The 20,056-nt window shown below is 69.6% G+C and carries 19 protein-coding genes and 2 tRNA genes; 12 read left to right on the forward strand and 9 right to left on the reverse strand.

The features are described from left to right. Window positions 1-139: 139 nt before the first annotated feature. A complete protein-coding gene (locus AB0I71_RS07205) occupies window positions 140-370 on the reverse strand; it encodes a winged helix-turn-helix domain-containing protein (RefSeq protein ID WP_357582325.1) in 231 nt (76 codons plus the stop codon). Between the two features lie 387 nt (window positions 371-757). Here AB0I71_RS07205 and AB0I71_RS07210 point away from each other — a divergent pair, with 387 nt between their 5' ends. Further along, window positions 758-955, forward strand: coding sequence for a hypothetical protein (locus AB0I71_RS07210; protein ID WP_357582326.1), 198 nt, complete (start codon window positions 758-760; stop codon window positions 953-955). 12 nt (window positions 956-967) lie between these two features. Here AB0I71_RS07210 and AB0I71_RS07215 read toward each other — a convergent pair whose 3' ends face one another. Then, window positions 968-1,126, reverse strand: a complete 159-nt coding sequence (locus AB0I71_RS07215) for a hypothetical protein (RefSeq protein ID WP_357582327.1) — start codon at window positions 1,124-1,126, stop codon at window positions 968-970. Window positions 1,127-1,276: 150 nt separating this feature from the next. On the opposite strand from AB0I71_RS07215, the gene AB0I71_RS07220 reads away from it, so the two are divergent. Next, window positions 1,277-1,810, forward strand: a complete 534-nt coding sequence (locus tag AB0I71_RS07220) for a YbhB/YbcL family Raf kinase inhibitor-like protein (RefSeq protein WP_357582328.1) — start codon at window positions 1,277-1,279, stop codon at window positions 1,808-1,810. A 116-nt stretch (window positions 1,811-1,926) separates the two neighbouring features. Here AB0I71_RS07220 and AB0I71_RS07225 read toward each other — a convergent pair whose 3' ends face one another. Next, window positions 1,927-2,637, reverse strand: a complete 711-nt coding sequence (locus AB0I71_RS07225; protein WP_357582329.1) for a class I SAM-dependent methyltransferase — start codon at window positions 2,635-2,637, stop codon at window positions 1,927-1,929. 369 nt (window positions 2,638-3,006) lie between these two features. On the opposite strand from AB0I71_RS07225, the gene AB0I71_RS07230 reads away from it, so the two are divergent. Further along, window positions 3,007-4,674, forward strand: coding sequence for a hypothetical protein (locus AB0I71_RS07230; RefSeq protein WP_357582370.1), 1,668 nt, complete (start codon window positions 3,007-3,009; stop codon window positions 4,672-4,674). A gap of 13 nt (window positions 4,675-4,687) precedes the next feature. On the opposite strand, the gene AB0I71_RS07235 is transcribed toward AB0I71_RS07230, so the two are convergent. Continuing rightward, a complete protein-coding gene (locus tag AB0I71_RS07235; RefSeq protein WP_357582371.1) occupies window positions 4,688-5,401 on the reverse strand; it encodes a hypothetical protein in 714 nt (237 codons plus the stop codon). Between the two features lie 355 nt (window positions 5,402-5,756). Between AB0I71_RS07235 and AB0I71_RS07240 the strand changes: the two genes are divergently transcribed. After that, the gene (locus AB0I71_RS07240; protein ID WP_357582330.1) at window positions 5,757-7,271 is read left to right on the forward strand and encodes a peptide deformylase; all 1,515 of its coding nucleotides are present in this window, start codon (window positions 5,757-5,759) and stop codon (window positions 7,269-7,271) included. 229 nt (window positions 7,272-7,500) lie between these two features. Here the strand turns inward: AB0I71_RS07240 and AB0I71_RS07245 are convergent, their stop codons facing one another. Continuing rightward, entirely contained in the window at window positions 7,501-8,622 is a 1,122-nt protein-coding gene (locus tag AB0I71_RS07245; RefSeq protein ID WP_357582331.1) for a globin domain-containing protein, read from the reverse strand. Window positions 8,623-8,776: 154 nt separating this feature from the next. Here AB0I71_RS07245 and AB0I71_RS07250 point away from each other — a divergent pair, with 154 nt between their 5' ends. Beyond that, window positions 8,777-9,547: a CPBP family intramembrane glutamic endopeptidase gene (locus AB0I71_RS07250; RefSeq protein WP_357582332.1), complete on the forward strand. Its 771-nt coding sequence runs from the start codon at window positions 8,777-8,779 to the stop codon at window positions 9,545-9,547. Window positions 9,548-9,649: 102 nt separating this feature from the next. Here AB0I71_RS07250 and AB0I71_RS07255 read toward each other — a convergent pair whose 3' ends face one another. Continuing rightward, a complete protein-coding gene (locus tag AB0I71_RS07255; RefSeq protein ID WP_357582333.1) occupies window positions 9,650-10,375 on the reverse strand; it encodes a hypothetical protein in 726 nt (241 codons plus the stop codon). Window positions 10,376-10,403: 28 nt separating this feature from the next. On the opposite strand from AB0I71_RS07255, the gene AB0I71_RS07260 reads away from it, so the two are divergent. The 4 genes from AB0I71_RS07260 (at window position 10,404) to AB0I71_RS07275 (ending at window position 13,029) form a co-directional block, all read left to right on the forward strand. Beyond that, complete coding sequence (locus AB0I71_RS07260; RefSeq protein ID WP_357582334.1) at window positions 10,404-11,252, forward strand: hypothetical protein; 849 nt, start codon at window positions 10,404-10,406, stop codon at window positions 11,250-11,252. A 509-nt stretch (window positions 11,253-11,761) separates the two neighbouring features. Further along, window positions 11,762-11,852: transfer RNA gene (locus tag AB0I71_RS07265), tRNA-Ser, on the forward strand. Between the two features lie 35 nt (window positions 11,853-11,887). Continuing rightward, a tRNA-Arg gene (locus AB0I71_RS07270) sits at window positions 11,888-11,960 on the forward strand. An 847-nt stretch (window positions 11,961-12,807) separates the two neighbouring features. Beyond that, the gene (locus AB0I71_RS07275; protein WP_357582335.1) at window positions 12,808-13,029 is read left to right on the forward strand and encodes a hypothetical protein; all 222 of its coding nucleotides are present in this window, start codon (window positions 12,808-12,810) and stop codon (window positions 13,027-13,029) included. A gap of 235 nt (window positions 13,030-13,264) precedes the next feature. On the opposite strand, the gene AB0I71_RS07280 is transcribed toward AB0I71_RS07275, so the two are convergent. Together AB0I71_RS07280 and AB0I71_RS07285 are read right to left on the reverse strand one after the other, a co-directional pair. Next, complete coding sequence (locus AB0I71_RS07280; RefSeq protein ID WP_357582336.1) at window positions 13,265-14,017, reverse strand: hypothetical protein; 753 nt, start codon at window positions 14,015-14,017, stop codon at window positions 13,265-13,267. A gap of 11 nt (window positions 14,018-14,028) precedes the next feature. After that, window positions 14,029-14,526 carry an ion channel gene (locus tag AB0I71_RS07285; protein ID WP_357582337.1) on the reverse strand — a complete coding sequence of 166 codons (498 nt, stop codon included), beginning with the start codon at window positions 14,524-14,526 and terminating at the stop codon, window positions 14,029-14,031. A 512-nt stretch (window positions 14,527-15,038) separates the two neighbouring features. Here AB0I71_RS07285 and AB0I71_RS07290 point away from each other — a divergent pair. After that, on the forward strand, window positions 15,039-15,695 hold the full coding sequence (locus tag AB0I71_RS07290; RefSeq protein ID WP_357582338.1) for a DUF1345 domain-containing protein: 657 nt from the start codon (window positions 15,039-15,041) through the stop codon (window positions 15,693-15,695). A gap of 128 nt (window positions 15,696-15,823) precedes the next feature. After that, window positions 15,824-16,837 (forward strand): mechanosensitive ion channel domain-containing protein, encoded by a 1,014-nt coding sequence (locus AB0I71_RS07295; protein ID WP_357582339.1) that lies wholly within the window; start codon window positions 15,824-15,826, stop codon window positions 16,835-16,837. A gap of 88 nt (window positions 16,838-16,925) precedes the next feature. Here AB0I71_RS07295 and AB0I71_RS07300 read toward each other — a convergent pair whose 3' ends face one another. Beyond that, window positions 16,926-19,403, reverse strand: a complete 2,478-nt coding sequence (locus tag AB0I71_RS07300) for an ATP-dependent Clp protease ATP-binding subunit (RefSeq protein ID WP_357582340.1) — start codon at window positions 19,401-19,403, stop codon at window positions 16,926-16,928. 377 nt (window positions 19,404-19,780) lie between these two features. Here AB0I71_RS07300 and AB0I71_RS07305 point away from each other — a divergent pair. Continuing rightward, on the forward strand, window positions 19,781-20,056 hold a 276-nt coding region (locus AB0I71_RS07305), incomplete at its 3' end, for a TMEM175 family protein (RefSeq protein WP_357582341.1).

Genomic DNA, 20,056 nt, shown 5'->3' on the forward strand with positions numbered 1-20,056 from the left:
CCGGTAAGGCAGCGATGTCTCGTAAGTTCGAATCCCACACCCTCCACTTACTGGCAGCGCTGACCCGGTGGCTATGTCTGTCCGAGAGTCCGGCCGCTGTAGGGCGACCCTGTCGCTGGGAGCGGCAAGGTCGGCGTCCTCACGGCGGCGGAGACGCTACGAAGCTTCCCTTGCCCTGGTGGGTCTCGATCAGGCCGCGTTCGCCCAGGATCCGCAGAGCGAATTTGATCATCGTGTTGGAGATGCCGTACTGCACGGTGAGCTGGGCGATCGACGGCAGCTTGTCGCCGGGCTTGAGTGTCCCGGCCTGGATCGACGTGGTGATGTCGTCCACGACCTGTTCGTACAGCGGCTTGCGGCGGTGGTTCATGGCGGGCCACCTCTCGTCGGCCCTCTCAGATTGCCAGCCCGGCACGCGCACTAAGCCGCCTGTGTTGACTGAGGTTGCTAAGTAACCTAAGTTGGCTCCATCGGGGCTGCTCGTCGGCTAGCGAGGCCCCGGCCGGTGCGGAGGTGGTCCCCCTTCCGTCTCCGCACCGGCACCCCCTCCTGCCGCTGCGGAGGCACCGATGCGAGACAAGTGCAGACCCAACGGTACGTATCCGATCTATGGTGGCCGGCCACCTATCCCGGACGGCGATCGCTACCCGATTCCGGCCCCACCTCAACTCGTCGCACGTAGGCAACTCGTTGCCGGCTGGATTGCCGCCGGCATCGTTCTAGTCATGCTGGTGGCCGGAATCGCTGGGTGTATCCCGTGACGTCCATGTATGACGAGGTGGGGATGCGGGAGGTGGCAGTGGCGGCGGGCGTCGTTTTGAGCCGCCATCGCGACGGTCAGTGCGAGGTATGCGGGCCGGCCGGCTGCCCGGATCTGGAGTGGGCGGGGCCGGTGATGGAGGCGTGGGAGCGGGAGTGGGCGACGGTAGCCGACGAGGCGGCGCAGTCGACGTGACTGCCACCCGCCTCAGGTGCTTTCCGGCGGGCGTTTCTGCTGTTCCTCGCGGATCTTCTCGTCGGCGAGCCGGTCCACTGCCCGGCGGCGTTCGTCGCTGAGGGCCGCCTCGTCACGTCGACGTACGGCATCGATGACGGCGGTGATGAAGTCACGCCAGACCCCGGCCAAGAGACTCCTTCGCTAGCTGTTGCAGGGGGACAACCGCCGTGAGGGTCGCTCGGTTACGGCGGACTTGAGGCCGGTTCTGTCGAATGTCAGCGCGTCACAGGGTAAGAAAAAGGGCGCACAACACCGCTTCCACCGGAAGGACCTGTCTCGATGACCCTGGAACGTCCCATCGCTCCGGACCCGTACGAGCTGCTGCCGACAGTCGCCTCCTTCACGCTGACAAGTGACGATGTCCAGAACGGTGAGCCGATGAATGCGGCCCACGCCCACGGCAGCACCGGTGGGGACAACGTCTCGCCGCATCTGGCCTGGTCGGGCTTCCCAGCGGAGACCAAGGGTTTCGTGGTGACCTGTTTCGACCCGGACGCACCGACCGGCAGTGGTTTCTGGCACTGGGTGCTTGTCAACCTGCCAGCCGACGTGACCGAGCTGCCGCGGGGCGCCACCGACGACGACCTGAAGGGCGCGTTCACCGTGCGCAACGACTACGGGGAGCACGGCTTCGGCGGTGCGGCGCCGCCGCCCGGTGACCGCCCGCACCGCTATGTCTTCGCGGTGCACGCCCTCGACGTCGAACGTCTCGACGTGACGCCGGAGTCGACCCCCGCCTACGTCGGCTTCAACCTCGCCTTCCACACCCTGGCCCGAGCCACCACCCGCCCCACTTACCAGATCACCAGCTGACCCACCCGCTCCCGACCCCCCATCCTTGGTTGATCATGAGGTTGGCGGCGAGTTCGATCTCCAGAAGTGCCGTCAACCTCATGATCAACGGGGCGGGACTGGGGGTGGGTTGGGGGTTAGGCGGGGGTACGGGCTACGGCGAAGACGGACTGGCCGAAGGGGGGACGGACTCGCTGCTCGGCGGCCTTGGTGGCGGGCAGGACCAGGGTGTCGTAGACCTTCACCATCGGGCCCTCCTTCGGCATCAGGCGGAAGACCTTGGTGGCCATGAAGTAGCCGATCAAGCCCAGCGCGTTCGCGTAGTGGATTTTCTCCACCTGTAGGCCCGCCTCGGTCATCGCGCCGGCCAGGGTCTTCTTCGTATAACGCCGGACGTGGCCGGTGGCGATGTCGGCCGGGCTCATCGCGAACTGGAACGCCGGCACGATGATGACCACGGCTCCGCCGGGACGGACCAGTTGGCCCATGCTGCGCAGCGCCCCGACGTGGTCCTCGATGTGCTCCAGCACGTTGTACGAGACCGCGGCGCTGTAGTCACCCTGCTCGGAGTGGGGCAGCAGCATCTGGCGCACCTCGATCGAGGGCCGTTCCGCCAGGCGCTCCTTGAGCGCGACCAGCCGGTCCGGGTCGGCCTCGGTGGCGGTGAACCGGGGGAAGTTCTCGCTCCACTCCAGCGCGTAGTCGCCGAGGCCGCTACCGATCTCGATGGGGTTGTCACCCAGGTAGGGCACGGCCAGCTCGACGAACCAGCGCCGGTGATTGACCGCCGTGGCGAGGCCCTCCAAGACCTCGGACTGCACGCGCTGATCCCCAGTGATTTCTGCCATGCGTCGATTCCTCACGATGCGACTCGACCCGTGCCGGGACCGACTGAGTGAACCATCCGCCCGGACGGCGGGGATATCGGGGCCCGCGATGGCCGATTAACGGTCGGGGGTAGGTGCACGATCGGTGTGGCCAGCGAACCCGGCCGATACTACGCCAGTAGCCCGAACCCTGCACGCTGGCCGTATAGGCCGACTACGCTATGAATTGCTATGACTACTCCCGATTCGGACCGACCTGTCACCCAGTCCGAGGCGGGAAGGGTCGCGAACCGACCTGGGCGCGCGAGGGGCAGGGTCGGCTCCGGGCGGTGGAAGGACATCGCGGCGGTGGCGAGCTTCGCCGCACTCGCCTTCTGGGTCACCGGACGAATGTGGCTGAATCCCCGCGACGGTATTCGCGACAATCCGACTGATATGGCGCAATTCGAATGGATGCTGGCGCACGGCGCCCGGGTCGTCACGGAATTCGCCTACCCGTTCTCGTCGGACCGGATGAATGTGCCGGAATCGGTTAATTTGATGGCCAATACGTCGGTGTTGTCCGTCTCGCTGCCAATGACACCGATAACCCTGCTGTTCGGCACCCGGGCCGCGTTCCTGGTCTTCCTCACCCTCGGCATGATCGCCACCGCCACCGCCTGGTACTTCCTGCTCTCCCGCGTGGTGGTGCCCGGCGCGCGCGGTCCGGCCTGGCTGGGCGCCACGTTCTGCGCGTACGCGCCAGCGATGGTCTCCCACGCCAACGCCCACCCCAACATCGTGTCGCAGTACGTGGTGCCGTTGATCATCTGGCGTACCCTGCGACTCGCCGACCCCGGAGGTTGGTTGCGCAACGGGCTGCTGCTCGCCCTGGTGATCGTCTGGCAGGCGTTCCTGAACCTGGAAATCCTGCTGATGACCGCGATCGGCCTCGCCGTGGTGATCGTCGCGATGGTGATCGGTCGGCCCGAGCTGCGGGCCAGGGTCCGTCCGTTCGCCGCCGGGCTCGGGGTGGCCGCCGTCGTCTCCGCCGTGCTGCTGGCCTACCCGTTGTACGTGCAGTTCTTCGGTCCCGGCGCCTACCACGGGCTGCCCTGGCTGATCCGGGGCTACTCCACCGATCTGGCCTCGTTCTTCGCCTACTCCCGCGAGTCGTTGGCCGGTGACGCCCGCAGCGCCGCCGGGCTGGCCAAGAACCCGACCGAGGAGAACGCCTTCTTTGGCTGGCCACTGGTGATCCTCGTGGTGGCGGTGGTGTGGTGGCTGCGGCGCAACGCGGTGGTGATCGGCCTGGCCGTCCTCGGGCTGCTCTTCGCGGTGCTCTCACTCGGCCGGGAGGTCCGCTTCGACCGTCGCGGGACCGGCGTTCCCGGGCCGTGGGCGCTGCTGGAGGATCTGCCGGTCCTGCACTCGGTGGTGCCGACCCGCTGGGCGCTGGCCATCACCCCGATCATCGGCCTGCTCCTGGCGTACGGCGCGGAGCGGGCCAGTCAGGCGGCGGCCCGGCATCCGGACCGCCGGTCGCAGATCCGCTTCGCCACGGTGACCGGACTGGCGATGGCGCTGGTGCCGGTGCTGCCCACGCCGCTACCGACGAAGCGGCTCGAACCGACCCCGGAGTTCGTCAGCTCCGGTGCCTGGCGTCCCTACCTGGCCGGCGGACGCAGCGTGGTGACCCTGCCGCTGCCCGACACCGAGTACGCCGACCCGCTGCGCTGGTCCGCCCACACCCGGCAGGAGATGCCTATCGCTCGCGGTTACTTTCTCGGCCCGGACACCCGGCCGGGCCGGAACCGGGTCGCCCTGTTCTCCGCGCCACCCCGGCCCACCAGCAGCTTCTTCGGCACCATCAGGCGTACCGGCGAGGTGCCGCCGGTCACCGAGCGGACCCGCCGGGAGGCAGTGGAGGACCTGCGGTACTGGCGGGCCGGCGTGGTGATCCTCGGACCGCACGAGCACGCCGACGCGCTGCGTACCGGGATGACCGAGCTGACCGACATCGAGCCCGAGTACACCGGTGGCGTCTGGCTGTGGGACGTGCGCCCGTTGACAGGGTGAACGGCGGACCAGCTCAGCGGATGCAGCAGCCCTGGCAGACCTTCGGCTGGGGCAGGGTGAAGGCCAGGCAGCAGGTGCGGCGCTGCACGATCGGCTCGCCGTTCGACCCGGGCACCAGCTCCACCAGGTCGGCCAGGCCGAGCGCGTCGAGCAGCGTGTCGATCGCCTCGACCGTGGAACCAGGCAACCCGTCGGCGGCGCGCAGCAGCCCGTGGGCGATGCCGGAGGCCACCGAGCCGAGGAGGGTACGGGCGCCGATGCGGACCTCACCCTGGATCGCGGAGATCAGCGGCGACAGGTGGGCGTCCAGCAGCGTGGCGCGCAGTGTGTCGAGCAACTCCCGCTCGTCGGCGACCACTCGGACCTGGGGCAGCCCGGCGAGCGCCAGCGGATCATTGGGCAGCACCGCGACCGGGATCGACTCGCGTAGCCCCACGGTGACCAGGGCGCGTCGGTCGGCGAAGTGGATCAGTGCCGCGGTGTGGTCGAGCAACGGCACCCGCCGGGCGGCGGCCCAGCCGAGCACTACCGGCAGCGCCGCCCAGTAGCTGTACGCCTTCCAGGCCAGCGCGGCGGAGGCGTGCGGGGTGCCACCCCAGAGCCGGACGGCGGAGTCGAGAAGCTCCGGCAGCCGGGTGCCGGTCAGGGTGGTCGCCGGAACCCAACCGGCCTCGTCGGCGACCAGCAGGCCCGGTGCCAGCCCGGGGAGGTCGTCGGTACCGAACATGGCCCGCAGGGTCGCGGTTACCGGGGCCAGGGGTGTGGTGGCCGGGTCCTGGACGGGCAGCACCGCTGTCACCTGCTCCACCCCCACGTCATCCGACCCGCCCGATCCGAAGCTGCATCGTCGTACTAAGGCTAGCCTAACCACACTTCTGGGCGCAGGGGAACCCGGCGGTGCAATGAAGGGGGCGACCCGGGTCACTTGCGGCTTGGAAACTACGCACGGTGCCGGCCCGGGGACTCGGGGCAGTATCGGTAGGAATCGCTCATCAGTCAAGGTTCTTGTCGACTAGGTGCCAGATGTGTGTGCGGCCGGCGACTCAACGTGAAACTTGGTACTCCCGGCCACGAGGAAGCTGATGACGACCTCACCGCTCGATCGGGCTGCCGACTCCTTCGCCGCCGAACTCGCACGGCACCGGACGGAGCGGGGGCTGTCCAAGAAGCAACTAGCCACCCTGATGGGATTCGACCCCTCGTACGTCAGCCACGTCGAGGGACGCCGACACCGACCAACCGAGGACTTCGCCCGCCGTGCCGAGGCCGTCCTGGAGGCCAGCGGCGCGATCTGGCAGCGCTTCCGGGAGTACGACGACCTCCGCCACGCCCGCAGCGAACGCAACCACCGGGAATCCGGACTGCCCGGCCAGTGGATGCCCCCCGGCACCGGTCTGATCGTCGAACGCGAGACGGCCAACCTCACCCACACCGACGACGCCTACCGCTGCGTCATCCGCCGAGAGCTGTACAACGCCGGTGTCGAGCCGGTCACCCGATATCTGGTCCGCGTCGCCGTGGACCGCTACCCCAGCGACCCGGGCCGCTCCAACCGGCACCACCGGGAACACCCGCTCAGCTTCGCCGAACTGCAACTGTGCGCGTACCGCGAAGAGTTCGGCGAGCGGGAGTCCATGCACTGGCGCGCCAAGCACGACCGGGACGCGTTCAAGGAGATCTGGCTGCTCTTCGAGAACGGCGAACGACGCTTCCCGCTGTACCCCGGTCGGCGCGCCACGATCGAGTACGCGTACACGGTCGGGCAGGACAAGTGGGGGCCCTGGTTCCAGCGTGCGGTCCGCGTACCGACCCGGCACCTCGCCGTACGCCTGGACCTGCCGGTGGCTCTGGATCCGCAGGTCTGGGGCGCGGAAACCTCGCTCTCGGCGGAGGAGGGCCCGCTGCGGACGGCGGTGACCCGCCGCGACGAGGGTGACCGGGCGATCTTCGACTGGGCGACCGACGAGCCGCCGCTCAACGCCCGGTACCGGTTGCAGTGGCGATTCCGGGCGCAACCGGAGCCCGAGACGGACGGTGGGCGGGTCCGACCCTCCGACCGGATGCGGGGGCTCGGCATCGTCCAGCGCGGTGCCGACCTGCTGCGGCAACCGGCCCGCCCGTTCGACCTGCCGCGCGAGGAACCGGCCGCCCGGGAGGTCGTCGACCGGCTGGTCACCGCGCTGGCCCGGCTGGACGAACTGCACCCCTTCACCAAGGGGGTGGGCATCGCCGCTCCACAGCTCGACATCGACCGAGCCGCGGCGGTGGTCCGCCCGCCGGACCGCACAGCCGAGCCGGTCGTGCTGCTCAACCCCCGGGTGGTCGACGCGGCACCCCACACCGACGAGCAGTACGAGGGGTGCCTCTCCTTCTTCGACCATCGCGGACTGGTGCCGCGCCCGCTGCGACTGGATGTCGAACACGCGCAGTTCGACGGTGGCCGGATCATCACGTCCTTCGAGTTCGGCATGGCCCGCCTGGTCGCGCACGAGATCGACCACCTGGAAGGCCGGCTCTACGTCGACCGGATGGCACCCGGAGTGCCGCTGGTACCGATCGAGGAGTACCGCGAGTCCGGCCACCCATGGCGCTACTGACCCCGCCGGTGAAGCACGCGGCGGGCGGGCCCGGCTGCACCTGTTCGCCGCGACCGCACCACCCCGCTGACACAGGCTCGGCTGCGGGCGCGACCCCGCCCGCCCGGGTGGGAACGACGGCCGGACGGGCGAGGTGGCGCGGGGCGGTGCCGGGCCGCCCGATCGGGGGGACCGGGGCGCGTGCCCCAGGGGGCAGGGGCACGCGCCCCGGTTCGGGGGGAGCAAAGCTCTAGAGGTTGCCGAACGTGTCGTACCGGGTCCGCTGCGGCGGTACGTCGTCCGCGGCGAGCACCCGGAGAGTGGACCGCACCATCGGCGCCGAACCGGAGACGAAGCAGTCGTGCGTCGTCCACGGCCCGTACCGGGCCACCACGTCGGAGATGTCGCCCTGCTCGCCGTCGAAATCCGGGTCGTCGCTGCACGCCGGGGTCACCGAGAGCCACGGGTGGGCGGCGACCAGTTCCCGCAGCCGGTCCAGACCGTACAGGTCGGCCTCGGTCCGGGCCCCGTAGAAGACGTGCACCCAGCGGGCCCGGTTGTAACCGGCCAGTTCCTCCACGAGCGCCTTGATCGGAGCCAGTCCGACACCACCGGCGACGCAGAGAATGTCCCGCTCGGAGGAGCGGTCGACAGTCATCGAACCCATCGGTGCGGCGACCCGCAGCAGGTCGCCCGGCCTGGTCCGGCGGACCAACGCGCCGGAGACCCAACCGGCGGCGTCGGCCGGCGTACGGACGTGGAACTCCAGCACGTTGTCATCGTTCGGCGCGTTGGCGATCGAGTACGTCCGCCAGACCCGGGGATGATGGCGCGGCACCTCCACGCTCACGTACTGACCCGCCTTCCAGACCAGTGGATGTTGCAACGCCCGGCAGGTGAGAACGGCCGTGTCCGGGCCGTACCGCTGATGGGTCAGCACCTCGGCGTGCCAGAACGGCGGGTCGTCGTCCGCCGCCGCCCCGGCGAGCATCTTCTCGGCGATTGCCGCGTACGCGTCCCGCCACGCCTGGTCGTACTCCAGGTTCCAGCCGTCGCCGGCGATGCTGCGCAACGCGTCCAACAGCGCCACGCCCATCGTGTCGTAGTGGGCCGCCTCGACGTGGTACTTGCGGTGGTCCCGGCCGAGCGCGCGGAGGAACTCGTCGAAGCCCTCCGGATCGTCCACCGTGTGGATCGCCGCGATGATCGCTTCGAGCAGCCGGTCGCCCTGCCCGGTCATCTGCACCGGGAAGAGCTTGCGCAACTCGGGGTCGAGGAGGAAGAGCCGGGCGTAGAAGTGACCGCTCAGCCGGACCCGGTGCTCCTCGACCAGGGTCCAGCTCTCCTTCAGCAGCCGCGCGAAGTTGTCCACCGGGGGCGCTCCTTCTTCTGACGGCGGATCGGGCCCAGATAGAATCTCCACGGAGCGTGTATGAAGGTCGCACAGAATGTGCGATCGCATCGTGAGGGCTGCTCGCCGGAGGGTGGATGCCACCACGGGGCGTCCGGTCGGGCAGAGTGGTCCGGTGACAGTTGAGCTCACCCGTCCGGTGTCCCGCCGGACGCTCGGCACCGAGACGATGCTGGTACTCGGCCTCTCACTCGGCCAGTCGGCGGTCTACGCCACTGTGTCGATCATCGCGAAGTTGACCGCGGAGGGTGGCCTGTCCCGGCAGACCGCCGCGTTGAACACCTCCGCGTCGGCCCGTCCCTACCTGGACCTGACGTACCAGCTGCTCGGCATCATCTTCGCGCTGCTGCCGGTGCTGCTCGCCGTACACCTGCTGGCGCGGGACCCCGGCGACCCGGTGCGGACCCTCGGCCTGGACGCCGGACGGCCCGGGTCAGACCTGGCCCGGGGCGCCGGACTGGCGGCGCTGATCGGGCTGCCCGGCCTGGCGCTGTTCTGGGCGGCGGCCCAGCTCGGCATCAACGCCACCCTGGTGCCGGCCGCCCTGCCAGACCTGTGGTGGACGGTCCCGGTGCTGATCCTCGCCGCGTTCCAGAACAGCATTCTGGAGGAGGTGATCGTGGTCGGCTACCTGATGACCCGCCTACGTCAGCTCCAGTGGCGGGTCGGCGCGATCATCGCGACGAGCGCGCTGCTACGCGCCTCGTACCACCTCTACCAGGGGTTCGGGGCGTTCATCGGCAACGCGGTGATGGGGGTGGTGTTCAGCCTCTTCTACCTGCGTACCCGCCGGGTCATGCCGCTGATCGTGGCACACGCCCTGCTCGACATCGTCGCTTTCCTTGGCTACGCCCTGCTCCCCCGCGACTGGTTCACCTGGCTCTAACCCACCCGCCGGGGGCCACCCGTCGGGGTTGCCGGCCACCCGTCGGGTTGATCAAGAAGTTTGCGTCTGCCTCACTGGCGTGTCGTGACGCGAACCTCTTGGTCAACCGACTCGGGACAACCGCTGGGGGCGGTAGCGGGCGGTCGCCCGGGCAGCCAGGCGCTCGGCGCCCGCCGAGTTGCCGGCCGCCGCGGTCAACGCCGCCGTACCCGGCAGCAGCCGGGAGACCAGCCGCAGAGCCAGCCAGCCACTCGCCTGCGCGGCCAGCGGGGTCGCCAGTCGCCAGGCCGCCTCGACCGCCCGGAGTCCGGGCTCCTCCTCCGGCCCCTGGGCCGCCCGCGCCGCCGCCACCGCGGACCCCGCGCTCGCCAGGTCCGGGTGCACCTGGGTCAGCATCAGCAACTCCGCCGCCCGATCCGGGTGCGCCGGATCATGGCCGTACGCCGCCGCCAGGTGCAGCACCAGGTTCGCCTGCGACCAGAGCACCGCCGCCAGTTCGACCGCCGGCGCGAATACCCCGGTCAGCGCGGCGGTCGCCCCACCGACGCCGGCCTGCCGGACGAAGCGCCGAGTGGCCAACCTGGCCAGCCCGTCCGGGTCCGCCCCCGGGTACAACTCCCGCAGCCGCCGAACCCACTGGGCCGCGCCGGGCCCGAGGGCCTCCACCGCAGTCAGGGCCAGCAGCTCCGGGGCGAAGCCCGGGTGGTCGAGCACCCGCGCGACGAGCACCCGCAATTCCAATTCCGGCGTACGCCCCGACAAGTCCCGTCCGGTGCCGACGTGCAGTACGTCTCCGGTCGCCGGCGCCACGACGGCACTGCCCGACATCACGTCTCCGGACCCGCCCGTCGCGTGCGTGGCCGTTCCGCTCGCGGTGGGTTCGCGCGTGGTGGGTTCGCTGGTGGCCGCGTCACTCGCGGTGGCTTCGCGCGTGGTGGCACCGCTCGTGGCCGCGTCGCTCGCGGTGGTGTCGCCCGTGGCCGCGTCGCTCGTGATGGGTGCGCTCGTGGCCGTTCCGCTCGTGGCCGCGTCGCTGGTGGGCGCGTCGCCCGTGGTGAGGCCACCTGTGGCTGCGTTGCTCGTGGCCGTCTTGCGGGCGGCCTTTTTTGTGGCCTTCCGGGCTGCCTTGAGCGGCGCTGTCCCGGTAGCGGCTGCTGCCTGCTCGGTCGCTGCCTGCTCGGTGGGGGGCACCGCCGGAGCAGCCGCTTCCGGGGCGGTAGCCGTGCCGGGTGTCACCCGCCGCCTGGCCTTCTTCGCCTTCTCGACGCTGGTCGGCTCGCTGGCCGGCTCCGGTGCCCGCTCGTCGCTCGCCCGAACCCTTCGCCGCGCTGTCGTCGTCTTGGCCGCCTTCCGCGCCCGAGCCGTCCCGGCGCCCGCCGCTGCGCTGTCGGCCGTTCCGCTGCTGACCTGCTCGGCGTCCCTGTTCCTGACGTCCGTGGTCCCGGTTTCGGCGGGTCGGGTGCCGCCTGCCCGGGCGATCGTTGCGCTGTCGGTGCTTGCCGCATCAGTCTTCGCCGCCTCGACGACGCGCGAGTCGGTCGTCGAGGCGTCGGCGCCGGAACCGACAGATGCAGCCCCGGCGTCGGCAGATCCGGTCCGTGCTGGCACCACCTTGCTCGCGGCTGCCTTCCTGCGGGCGGATCGGGCGGCCGGGGTGGCGTCCGTACCAGCGGCGTCGGCCGCTGCCGCTGGCTGCCCGGTGTGACCACGGCGCCGCGACGCAGGTACCGGCGTCTCGTCTCCGATCTTCCCGGCGGCCGGCGAGGCGGTGTGCTCGCTTCGGCCAGTGACCCCAGTTCCGGTGGTGAAGGACGGCACCGGCGTGGCCGGAGGTCCGGACACGGCCGGTCCGGACTGGCGCGGCAACGGTTGCTCCGGCACCGGTGGCGGCTGGAAGATCACGCTCGGCGCCGCCTTCGCCCGGCGAGGGCGGGACCCAGCGGGGTCCTCCGGCTCCTCCGGAGGTGGCGGTGCCGGCGCCGGAGGCGGCGTGAAGGTCGCCTCCGGGGAGCGTCGACGGGCTCCCTCAGCAGGCTCACGGCGGTTCTGCTCGCTGGGCGGCTGCTCCTGCATGTCGATGGAGCGTAGTCCTGATCACAGCAACGCACAGCGCGAGCCGTCCCCGGACCCCGGGTGCGGCTCGTTCCGGTAGTCGCTTTGCTCCCGGCCGGGCCCGGCCTGTATCCTCGGGCGCGGTGGTCTGCGGGCCACCTGGGAGACTTCGCCTAGTCTGGTCTATGGCGCCGCACTGCTAATGCGGTTGGGGTCTTAAAGCCCCTCCCGGGTTCGAATCCCGGAGTCTCCGCGCGAAGGCCGGGTGTGTAGACTGGCCGAGCACCAGCGCCCGTAGCTCAACGGATAGAGCATCTGACTACGGATCAGAAGGTTAGGGGTTCGAGTCCCTTCGGGCGCGCAAGCTCTACCAGGCGATATTCATGATCGTCGTCGACTTTTGGGTCGGTGTGGGTCGCATGTGGGTCACGTCTGTGACCCACATGCCGTACCTGGTGGAGCCGGTGCCGTCCGAGGGGCGGTTCGTGCGCGTGAGTGTTGGCCAGTGCGTGTGCGTGCCGCCCCGTCTGGATCATGGCTGAGGTGCCCGTCGACTGAACCTGGACGACTGTCCACTGTGAATAACTACGTGGATCTTGGTGGTGGAGTTGCTGCCTGACCTGAATGTCGACCTTGGCCGACGCGGTCGGTGACACCCGTGAGCGCGAGCTCGTTGCGCTCGCCGGATACTCGCCGCTGGACGACCCGACTTGGCGTGGCATGCGGTCTGGCCGCTCCATCCCAGCAGGTACGACGCCACCGCCGCATTTATGGACAACCCAGACCCAGGTGTGCGGCAGGAGGCGATCGCTGCGGCGGTGGTGCTCGTACGAGTCCCGGAGTGGCCGCCCATCGTCAGCGCGTCGCCGCCGCGCGGGAAGGGGCAGTCCCGCGCGGGTGAACCTAGGTGGAGCATCGTGAGTGCGCGAGCCGGCGCGGGTTAGACACCGGGCGTTCGGTTGATCGCGCCAGGGGCAACAGCAGCAGAGCTGATCGAGGTCCGCCGTGGTGCGTAGTGGCACCTTGTCGGGTTCTTTCGGTGTATCGCTTCCAGGGTGTATCACCCCTTTTTGCTGCCAGGCAGGGACGAGGGAGGGCATGCCCGAGTGCGGGCGCGGCTGGAGGAGTTCGCGGCTCGGTGTTCGGGGGGTTGCCGGCGCGTCCCCACTCGAAAGCATGGACGCACGGGCGCCGGGTACCCACCGGGCATGGGTAGCCACAAGCGCAACAAGCATGACAGCGGCGGCGAGTCGGCGCGGGGCCGCCGGCACCCGGGCAGCGGAGCGCGGGGCCGGCAGGGGGCCACCGTGGAGCACTCGCCGGGCCAGCGGCACGAGCGCACCGCAACGGGGTCGGCCGGAACCGAGCGCGACCATGGCCGGTCGAAGGCGGCCCGGGAGGGGCGGGTCAACCGCCAGGGTACGGCCTGACCCGCGGTTACCTCTCTCCCGCGCGCTCGTCGGTCAGCTCTGCGCCTGCGCGGCTGCCGGGAGTAGATGCCGCACCGCGGGCTGGCGCTCGGCTGTGCTCCGGGCTCGATTGCGACTGAGTCGGCCGCCGTGCCCGCGTAGGTGCTTGTCCCAGGACGGGACGAAGTAGACCTCGACGAGCCCGGTCCGGGACTCCCTCTCGCGGAACAGCCTCAGCGCATAGTCCCGGTGCCCCTCAGGCGGCGCCCGTACCGGTGAAGGTCGCGATCGCTAGAAGGCCGGAGTAGGCGGCGAGGCCGGCGGTGAACCAGGTGAGGCTGGAGTGACGCTGGGGTGTCAGTTCGTCGACGAAGACGTTGAGCAGGATCCCGCCGCCCAGGAACGCGGTGAGCAGGTTCATCAGCACGTCGGTGGGCTGGGCGACGACAGCTGTCAGCCAGCCGGTGCCGGCACCGGCGACGAGGACGAGGCGCCACCGGGTGGTGAGGCTGATCGGAAAGTGCTGGGCCAGCACGCCGTCGGTGGCCAGCACGTGCAGCCCCATGGCGACGGCGAACAACACCGCCGGTCCGAGCCCGGCGTGCAGCTTGGTTGCCAGGGTGTACGTGATCAACCCGCTGTAGAGGGCGAAGAAGCCGAGTTGGAACACGAAGACCACCCGGGTGGGCTCGTGCTTGTGGCCGTTCGACCGATGGGTGGCGCGTTCCAGCACGTAGAACGTGAAAAAGCCGACCAGCGCCACGAAGAACAGGATGAATCCGCGCGCCGGGGTGGCGTCGACCTTTTCCTCCAGCACGTGGGCCACGGCCTGGTTGCCCTCGGCGAGGCGCGGCAGCAGGTATAGGAAGACGTACGCTGCGGCGATGCCGCCACCGAGCGAGGCCGCCGCGTGGGTGGGCACCGGCAGCCTCCGGCGGATGTACGGTGCGAGCAGGTGAAGTGCCCCCAGAACGCACGCCATCACCAGCGTCGCCCACAGGCTGCCCACCCGGGTGAGTGTCACCGGAGCGTGCGAGCGTCAACGCCGCCGGTACTCCGTCTGCGACTGGCGCTCACCCATCCCGCGCTACTGAGCTGTGAGGTGAGCGGGTAGATCGACAGGACGTACGTGATGGCCGCGGTTATCAGGCCGAAGCCCGCGGCGGCCTCAAGGACCGTGATCAGGCGCAGTGCGTCCGTTCCACCGACGACGTCGCCGAATCCCACAGTCGTCAAGGACATGCCGCTCATGTACAGGGCGTCGAGAAAGTTCAGCGATCCGTAGGAAACCGACGGCGAGTAGGAGAGCCCAGTCAGGTTCGGCAGGAACAGCAGCGCGAAACCTGCCCACATGAGCACCGTCCACACCGCCACAACCGTCAGGACGGCGAGCATCCCCGCGCTCGACAGGATCCGTGGACGTCCGACGCAGCGAGCCAACAAACGGATGGCCGACCACACCCCGACCCCGGTCACGAGGGTGACCGGTCCGCGGCGGGTGGGGTGCAGCACGGTCATCACAGCGTCCACGATTCCGAGGGCAATGAGTAGAACGCCGGCGGCGACAGCCCACACCCCTGACTCCCAACCCGCACCGGAGCCTGCGGCCCGACGATGCGACGTGTCCATGCTGTTCGAACCGCTCCGAATGGCAGCGACGGCCATGCCGGCTCACCGACACCGCCCTTGAGCTGGAGTCCTTCGTGCTGTCCTTTCCTGCCACCGGCAGTCCTGCCGCTGAAGACCCAATCTCACCGGTCGCCATCATCGGATCTTCGCCACGCAGCGCCGCCGTCACCGGCGCTACGTCGACTCCCTGCTTTCGATCCGGGCCTACCCGTTCGCCAGCACATTCTCCGCGAAACCGGACAGGTCCGATGGCCATTCCGGGATTCGCCGCCGGCTCCACTGCCCTCGCGCAGGCCGTTACTGGCTGGCCAGCCTCCTGCTCGGCACCCTCGGCGCAGCCCGATCCGGTGATCGCTCGGGGTTTTCCCTGCGCGATCCGGTCGAGCCGGAACGCTGAACGGGTGGAGCAGCGATCGGGAGGACCGGCGTGGGGACGCCTGCTGTCGGTCAGGCGTGTCCTGTGGTCGTTGGCCGTCGGTGTCGTCGCCGGGGCGGCCACCGCGCTGGTCGGGGCGCCGGAGTTGGCACCGCTGGTGATCTGGACGATCGCGGCGGGCATCATCGTCGTCTGGGTGTGGCGGGCCTGCTGGTCGGCGAGCCCAAAGCGGACCGAGCAGCTTGCCGAGGCGGAGCAGCACACCCGTTCCACTGACTCGGCGATCCTGATCGCGTCGGTCATCAGCCTCGCCGTCGTGGCCGAGGCGCTCGTCCGGGCCTCGAACCAGCAGGACATGGTGGCTGTGACGCTGGTGATCCTCAGCGTCGTCGCGGTGGTCCTGGCGTGGGCGCTGGTGAACACGGTCTTCGCGTTCAAGTACGCCCGGCTGTACTACCGCGACGATGGCGGCATCGACTTCAAGCGCGACGATCCACCGGCGTACGCGGACTTCGCGTATGTCGCTTTCACGGTCGGCATGTCCTACGCCCCGGGCGAGAACGAACCGACCAGCAACCGCATGCGCCGGATCGCGCTCGGGCACGCGCTGCTCACGTACACCTTCGGAACTGGCATCCTGGCCGTCGCCGTGAACCTGGTCACCAACCTCGGCCAGTCGTGACCCACGCAGCATGACATGCGCCCGCCGCTGGAACGGCTCCGCGAGGGCGAGATCGACGCGCCAGGTGACCGCGAGTGGAACGGACGGGAGTGCCCGATGACGGTCGCCGGTGGCAGGAAAGTCGGTTGATGACCACGAGGATGGTCCTGGTGGTCGCGGTGGCCCTGGTTGTCGCAGCGGGCCTGCTGGCCGGCGTGCTGCTCCAGCGTCGGGCCGGCGGTCGTAGCTACCGATGGCTGTTCGCGCCGCTGTACCGCGCATCCCGACGCCCCGCCGTCGCCGTGCTGCTCCTCGCGGCGCTGTACGTCGGAATCCGCGCGTACCCCGGCGCGGGACCCCACATCGTCCGGCGCGTCGTCGTGGTGCTGTTGATCGCGAGCGTGACGTGGCTGGTGCTTCGCGCCCTGCACGTCGCCGAGAGGGCCGCGTTCAGCCGGCTGCCGGGCGAGACGCGGGCCGACCGCCGGATCCGCCGCGCCCGCACCCAGGTCCGACCGGTACGGCGCCTCACCTCGGTCGTGGTGACGGTCGTGGCGATCGGCCTGATCCTCACCACCTTTCCTACGCTGCGCACCATCGGACTGTCCGTGCTCACCTCGGCGGGTGTCGTCGGCGCGCTGCTCGGCCTGTCCGCACGCACCGCGCTCGGCAACGCCTTCGCCGGCATCCAGGTCGCGTTCGCCGACGGACTCCACGTGGGAGACGTCATCGTGGTCGACGGGCAGTGGGGGCGCGTCGAGGAGGTGAAGCTGACCAACGTGGTCATCCGGCTCTGGGACGACCGGATGCTCATCCTGCCCACCACCTGGTTCACCGAACACCCCTTCCAGAACTGGACCCGACACGAGACGCGGGTGATCGGCGAGACCCGGCTCCACGTCGATCACACCGCCGACCTGGACGACCTCCGCACCGAGACGAGGCGGATCATCGAAGCATCACCCCTGTGGGACCGGCACCAGTGGGTGCTGCAGATGGTGGACGCGACGCCCCAGACCGTCGTCGTCCAGGTCCAGGCATCGGCGGCCGACGGGCCGAGTGCGTGGGACCTCCGGTGCGACGTCCGCGAGGGCCTCATCCGGTACCTGCGCGACCACCACCCCGAGTGGCTGCCCCGCACCCGCAGCGAGTACCACCCCTGAGCCCGAGCCCCGGACCTCGTCCATTCCGGAGGAGCAGGTCATTCCTGAGCTGTTCCTCAGGCCTTCGGTGACTATAGAAGGACGGGCATCAGGTGCCGGCCGGCACGGCGGCGGGCCGGACCGAGAGGTCGAGTTCGCCGCCGACGACATTGACCTCGATGGTGTCGCCCGGATTCGCCCCGTCCTCGAGCAGCAGGGTCGACAGCCGGTCTTCCAGCTCGCGCTGGATGCTGCGCCGCAGTGGCCGTGCCCCGTACTCGGGCTGGTAGCCCCGGTTGGCCAGCCACTGCGTGGCGTCCGGGCTGACCTCAAGGTTGATGTCCTGTGCGTGCAGCCGACGGCGGGTGCGGTCCAGCAGCAGGCCGGTGATCTCGAGGAGTTGGTCCCGGTCCAGGCCGGTAAAGACTATGATCTCGTCGATCCGGTTGAGGAATTCCGGCCGGAACCGCTGCCCCAGCAGCCCCATCAGCTCCTCGCGCTGGTCGCTGACCGGACGCCCTGCCGTCTGCGCGGCCAGAATGCGATCCGCGCCGATGTTGCTCGTCATGATCAGAATGGTGTTGCTGAAATCGACCGTGCGACCCTGCGCGTCGGTGAGGCGACCGTCGTCGAGGACCTGCAGCAGCGCGTTGAACACATCCGCATGCGCCTTCTCCACCTCGTCGAAGAGCAGCACCGAGTATGGCCGACGCCGAACCGCCTCGGTGAGCTGACCGGCCTCCTCGTACCCGACGTAGCCCGGGGGCGCTCCGACCAGCCGGCTGACCGTGTGCTGCTCCTGGAACTCGCTCATGTCGAAGCGGATCATGCTGGACTCGTCGCCGAAGAGCGCCGCGGCGAGGGCTCGGGCCAGTTCAGTCTTGCCGACGCCGGTGGGGCCGAGGAAGAGGAACGACCCGTCGGGTCGCTGGGGGTCACTCAGCCCGGAACGCGACCGGCGTACGGCGGCCGCCACAGCCCGTACGGCCTCGTGCTGGCCGACCACGCGCTCGTGCAGTTGCTCCTCGATGCGCCTCAACCTCTGCTTCTCCACCTCCGTCAGCTGGGTGACGGGAACACCGGTACGGCGGCTGACCACCTCGGCGATGTCGCTCATGTGCACCTCAGGCACCGGAGGCGTGCCCTCCTGCGCCGCCGCCAGGTCCCGCTCGGCCGCACCGATCTCGGCCTTCAGCGCACCCGCGCGCTGATAGTCCTCGTTCGCCACCGCACTGTCCTTCTCCCGGCGCAGCTGGGACAGCCGCTGCTCAATCTCCTTTTTGTCCGGAGCCGGGGTGCGGGAACGCAGCCGGACCCGCGCCCCCGCCTGGTCGAGCAGGTCGATGGCCTTGTCCGGCAGAAACCGGTCGGTGATGTAGCGGTGGGACAGTTCAGCCGCGGCGTCCAGCGCTTCGTCCGTGTAGCGCACCTGATGGTGCGCCTCGTACCGGTCGCGTACACCCTTGAGGATCGCGACCGTGTCCTCCACGCTCGGCTCCGACACCAGGATCGGCTGGAACCGGCGCTCCAGCGCAGGGTCCTTCTCGATGTAGCGACGGTACTCGTTCAGTGTCGTCGCACCGACCACGTGCAGTTCGCCGCGGGCCAGGGCGGGCTTGAGCATGTTGCCGGCATCCATCGCCCCCTCGCCACCGCCGCCCGCGCCGACAACGGTATGCAGTTCGTCGATGAAAAGGATCAGCCCGTCCTCGTCCGCCGTCACCTCCTGGATCACATTCTTCAGGCGCTCTTCGAACTCACCGCGGTACTTGGCACCCGCCACCATCCCGGACAGGTCGAGTGCGACCACACGCCGGTTGGCCAGGGTTTCGGGCACCTCGTCGTTGACGATGCGCTGCGCGATGCCCTCGACGATCGCCGTCTTGCCGACACCCGGCTCGCCGGTGAGCACCGGGTTGTTCTTCGTACGCCGGGATAGCACTTCGATCGTGTCGTCGATCTCGTCATCACGCCCGACGACCGGATCGAGCCGACCGGCCCGGGCGTCCTCGGTGAGGTCCCGCCCGTACTGGTCAAGGGTGGGGGTGCTGCTGGCCCCGCGCCCGCCGGCACCGCCCGCCGGCGGCGTGGGCCCGGTGACAGACCCACCGAGCGCCCGCAACGCCCGGCCCGCGGTCGTCTCCGGGTTCGCAGCGATGCCGAGCAGGAGGTGTTCGGGGCCGATGTACGTCGCGCCGGATCGTCGCGACTCGCGGTGCGCGTCGAGCAGGGCGCGCTTCGCCGCCGGCGCGAGTGGAGGTGTGTCTTCGCGTGGCCTGCCCCTGGGGACGGCCGACTCTACCTGGCGGGCAAGGTCGTCGGGGTCGGCGCCGCTGGCGTCGAGGATCCGGCGGGTGGGGTCGGACTGGGTAGCGGCCCACAGCAGGTGCTCGACGTTTAGGTAGGGACTGCCCCACTCCGTAGCCTGCTCGGCTGCCCGTTGCAGGAGTTGCCGCGATTCGGTGGAGAGCAGCCGGGACAGGTCGACCCGCTCCACCGGACGTCCCGCGAACGGGTCCCCTCCGAAGAACCGACTCATCAGGTCATCCAAGGAGCCGCCAGGGATGCGGAACGCGTCGAGCGACATCTCATACCTTCCTGTCGGCTGGGTGGGTCCTCGGCACAGGCCCACCTGAACGCTACGCACCTTTCGCTAGCCAAGGCGGCTTTTGCGGTTTGTGGGTTTGCGAAGGAGGTCAGGGTTTGCACTCGCTGCGGGGGCGGGTGGACATGGTCGCCGTCGTCACCGATCGCCGTAAACCTTCGGCGTTCTTGTGCCCGAGCACGTCGCCCGGCTGCAGGTCCGTGCGCCGTCGTACATGCGCAGAGGTCGGACTTCGCCCACGGTCGTCATCGTGATGCGTACCAAGGCGTCTGTCGGTCGCTAGATCCTGGCCCATGTCGTGCTGTAGGTCCGGTTGCGAGGAGCCGGTTATCGGGGGCGTCGGTGGGTAGCCACCGGCCGTGAGCAGGCCAACCGACGACCTCGGTACCCGGTCGGACACGAGCCGTGCCATAGCGTTCAGCGACGCGGTTTTGGCCATCATCATCACGCTGCTGGTGGTGGATCTTCGGGTGCCGGAGGTACCGCCCGGTCGCCTGCTGTTCGGGCTGCTGGAGCAGTGGCCGGGCTACGCCGCCTATCTCGCCTCATACGCCTACGTGGCCGTCGTTTGGCTGAACCACAAGAGCACGTTCAATCGCATCAAGGAGAGCGATCGCGGCCTGCACTGGGTGAAT

Origin of the sequence: Micromonospora sp. NPDC049891 (assembly GCF_040660295.1) — a bacterium.
Lineage (GTDB): Bacteria > Actinomycetota > Actinomycetes > Mycobacteriales > Micromonosporaceae > Micromonospora.

Coding starts and splice junctions, on each gene's coding strand:
- AB0I71_RS07230 (WP_357582370.1), top strand. CDS start 3,007: ATGTGGCTGAATCCCCGCGACGGTATTCGCGACAATCCGACTGATATG.
- AB0I71_RS07235 (WP_357582371.1), bottom strand. CDS start 5,401: ATGTTCGGTACCGACGACCTCCCCGGGCTGGCACCGGGCCTGCTGGTC.
- AB0I71_RS07205 (WP_357582325.1), bottom strand. CDS start 370: ATGAACCACCGCCGCAAGCCGCTGTACGAACAGGTCGTGGACGACATC.
- AB0I71_RS07225 (WP_357582329.1), bottom strand. CDS start 2,637: ATGGCAGAAATCACTGGGGATCAGCGCGTGCAGTCCGAGGTCTTGGAG.
- AB0I71_RS07295 (WP_357582339.1), top strand. CDS start 15,824: ATGACCACGAGGATGGTCCTGGTGGTCGCGGTGGCCCTGGTTGTCGCA.
- AB0I71_RS07220 (WP_357582328.1), top strand. CDS start 1,277: ATGACCCTGGAACGTCCCATCGCTCCGGACCCGTACGAGCTGCTGCCG.
- AB0I71_RS07255 (WP_357582333.1), bottom strand. CDS start 10,375: ATGTCGGGCAGTGCCGTCGTGGCGCCGGCGACCGGAGACGTACTGCAC.
- AB0I71_RS07275 (WP_357582335.1), top strand. CDS start 12,808: ATGGGTAGCCACAAGCGCAACAAGCATGACAGCGGCGGCGAGTCGGCG.
- AB0I71_RS07285 (WP_357582337.1), bottom strand. CDS start 14,526: ATGACCGTGCTGCACCCCACCCGCCGCGGACCGGTCACCCTCGTGACC.
- AB0I71_RS07240 (WP_357582330.1), top strand. CDS start 5,757: ATGACGACCTCACCGCTCGATCGGGCTGCCGACTCCTTCGCCGCCGAA.
- AB0I71_RS07300 (WP_357582340.1), bottom strand. CDS start 19,403: ATGTCGCTCGACGCGTTCCGCATCCCTGGCGGCTCCTTGGATGACCTG.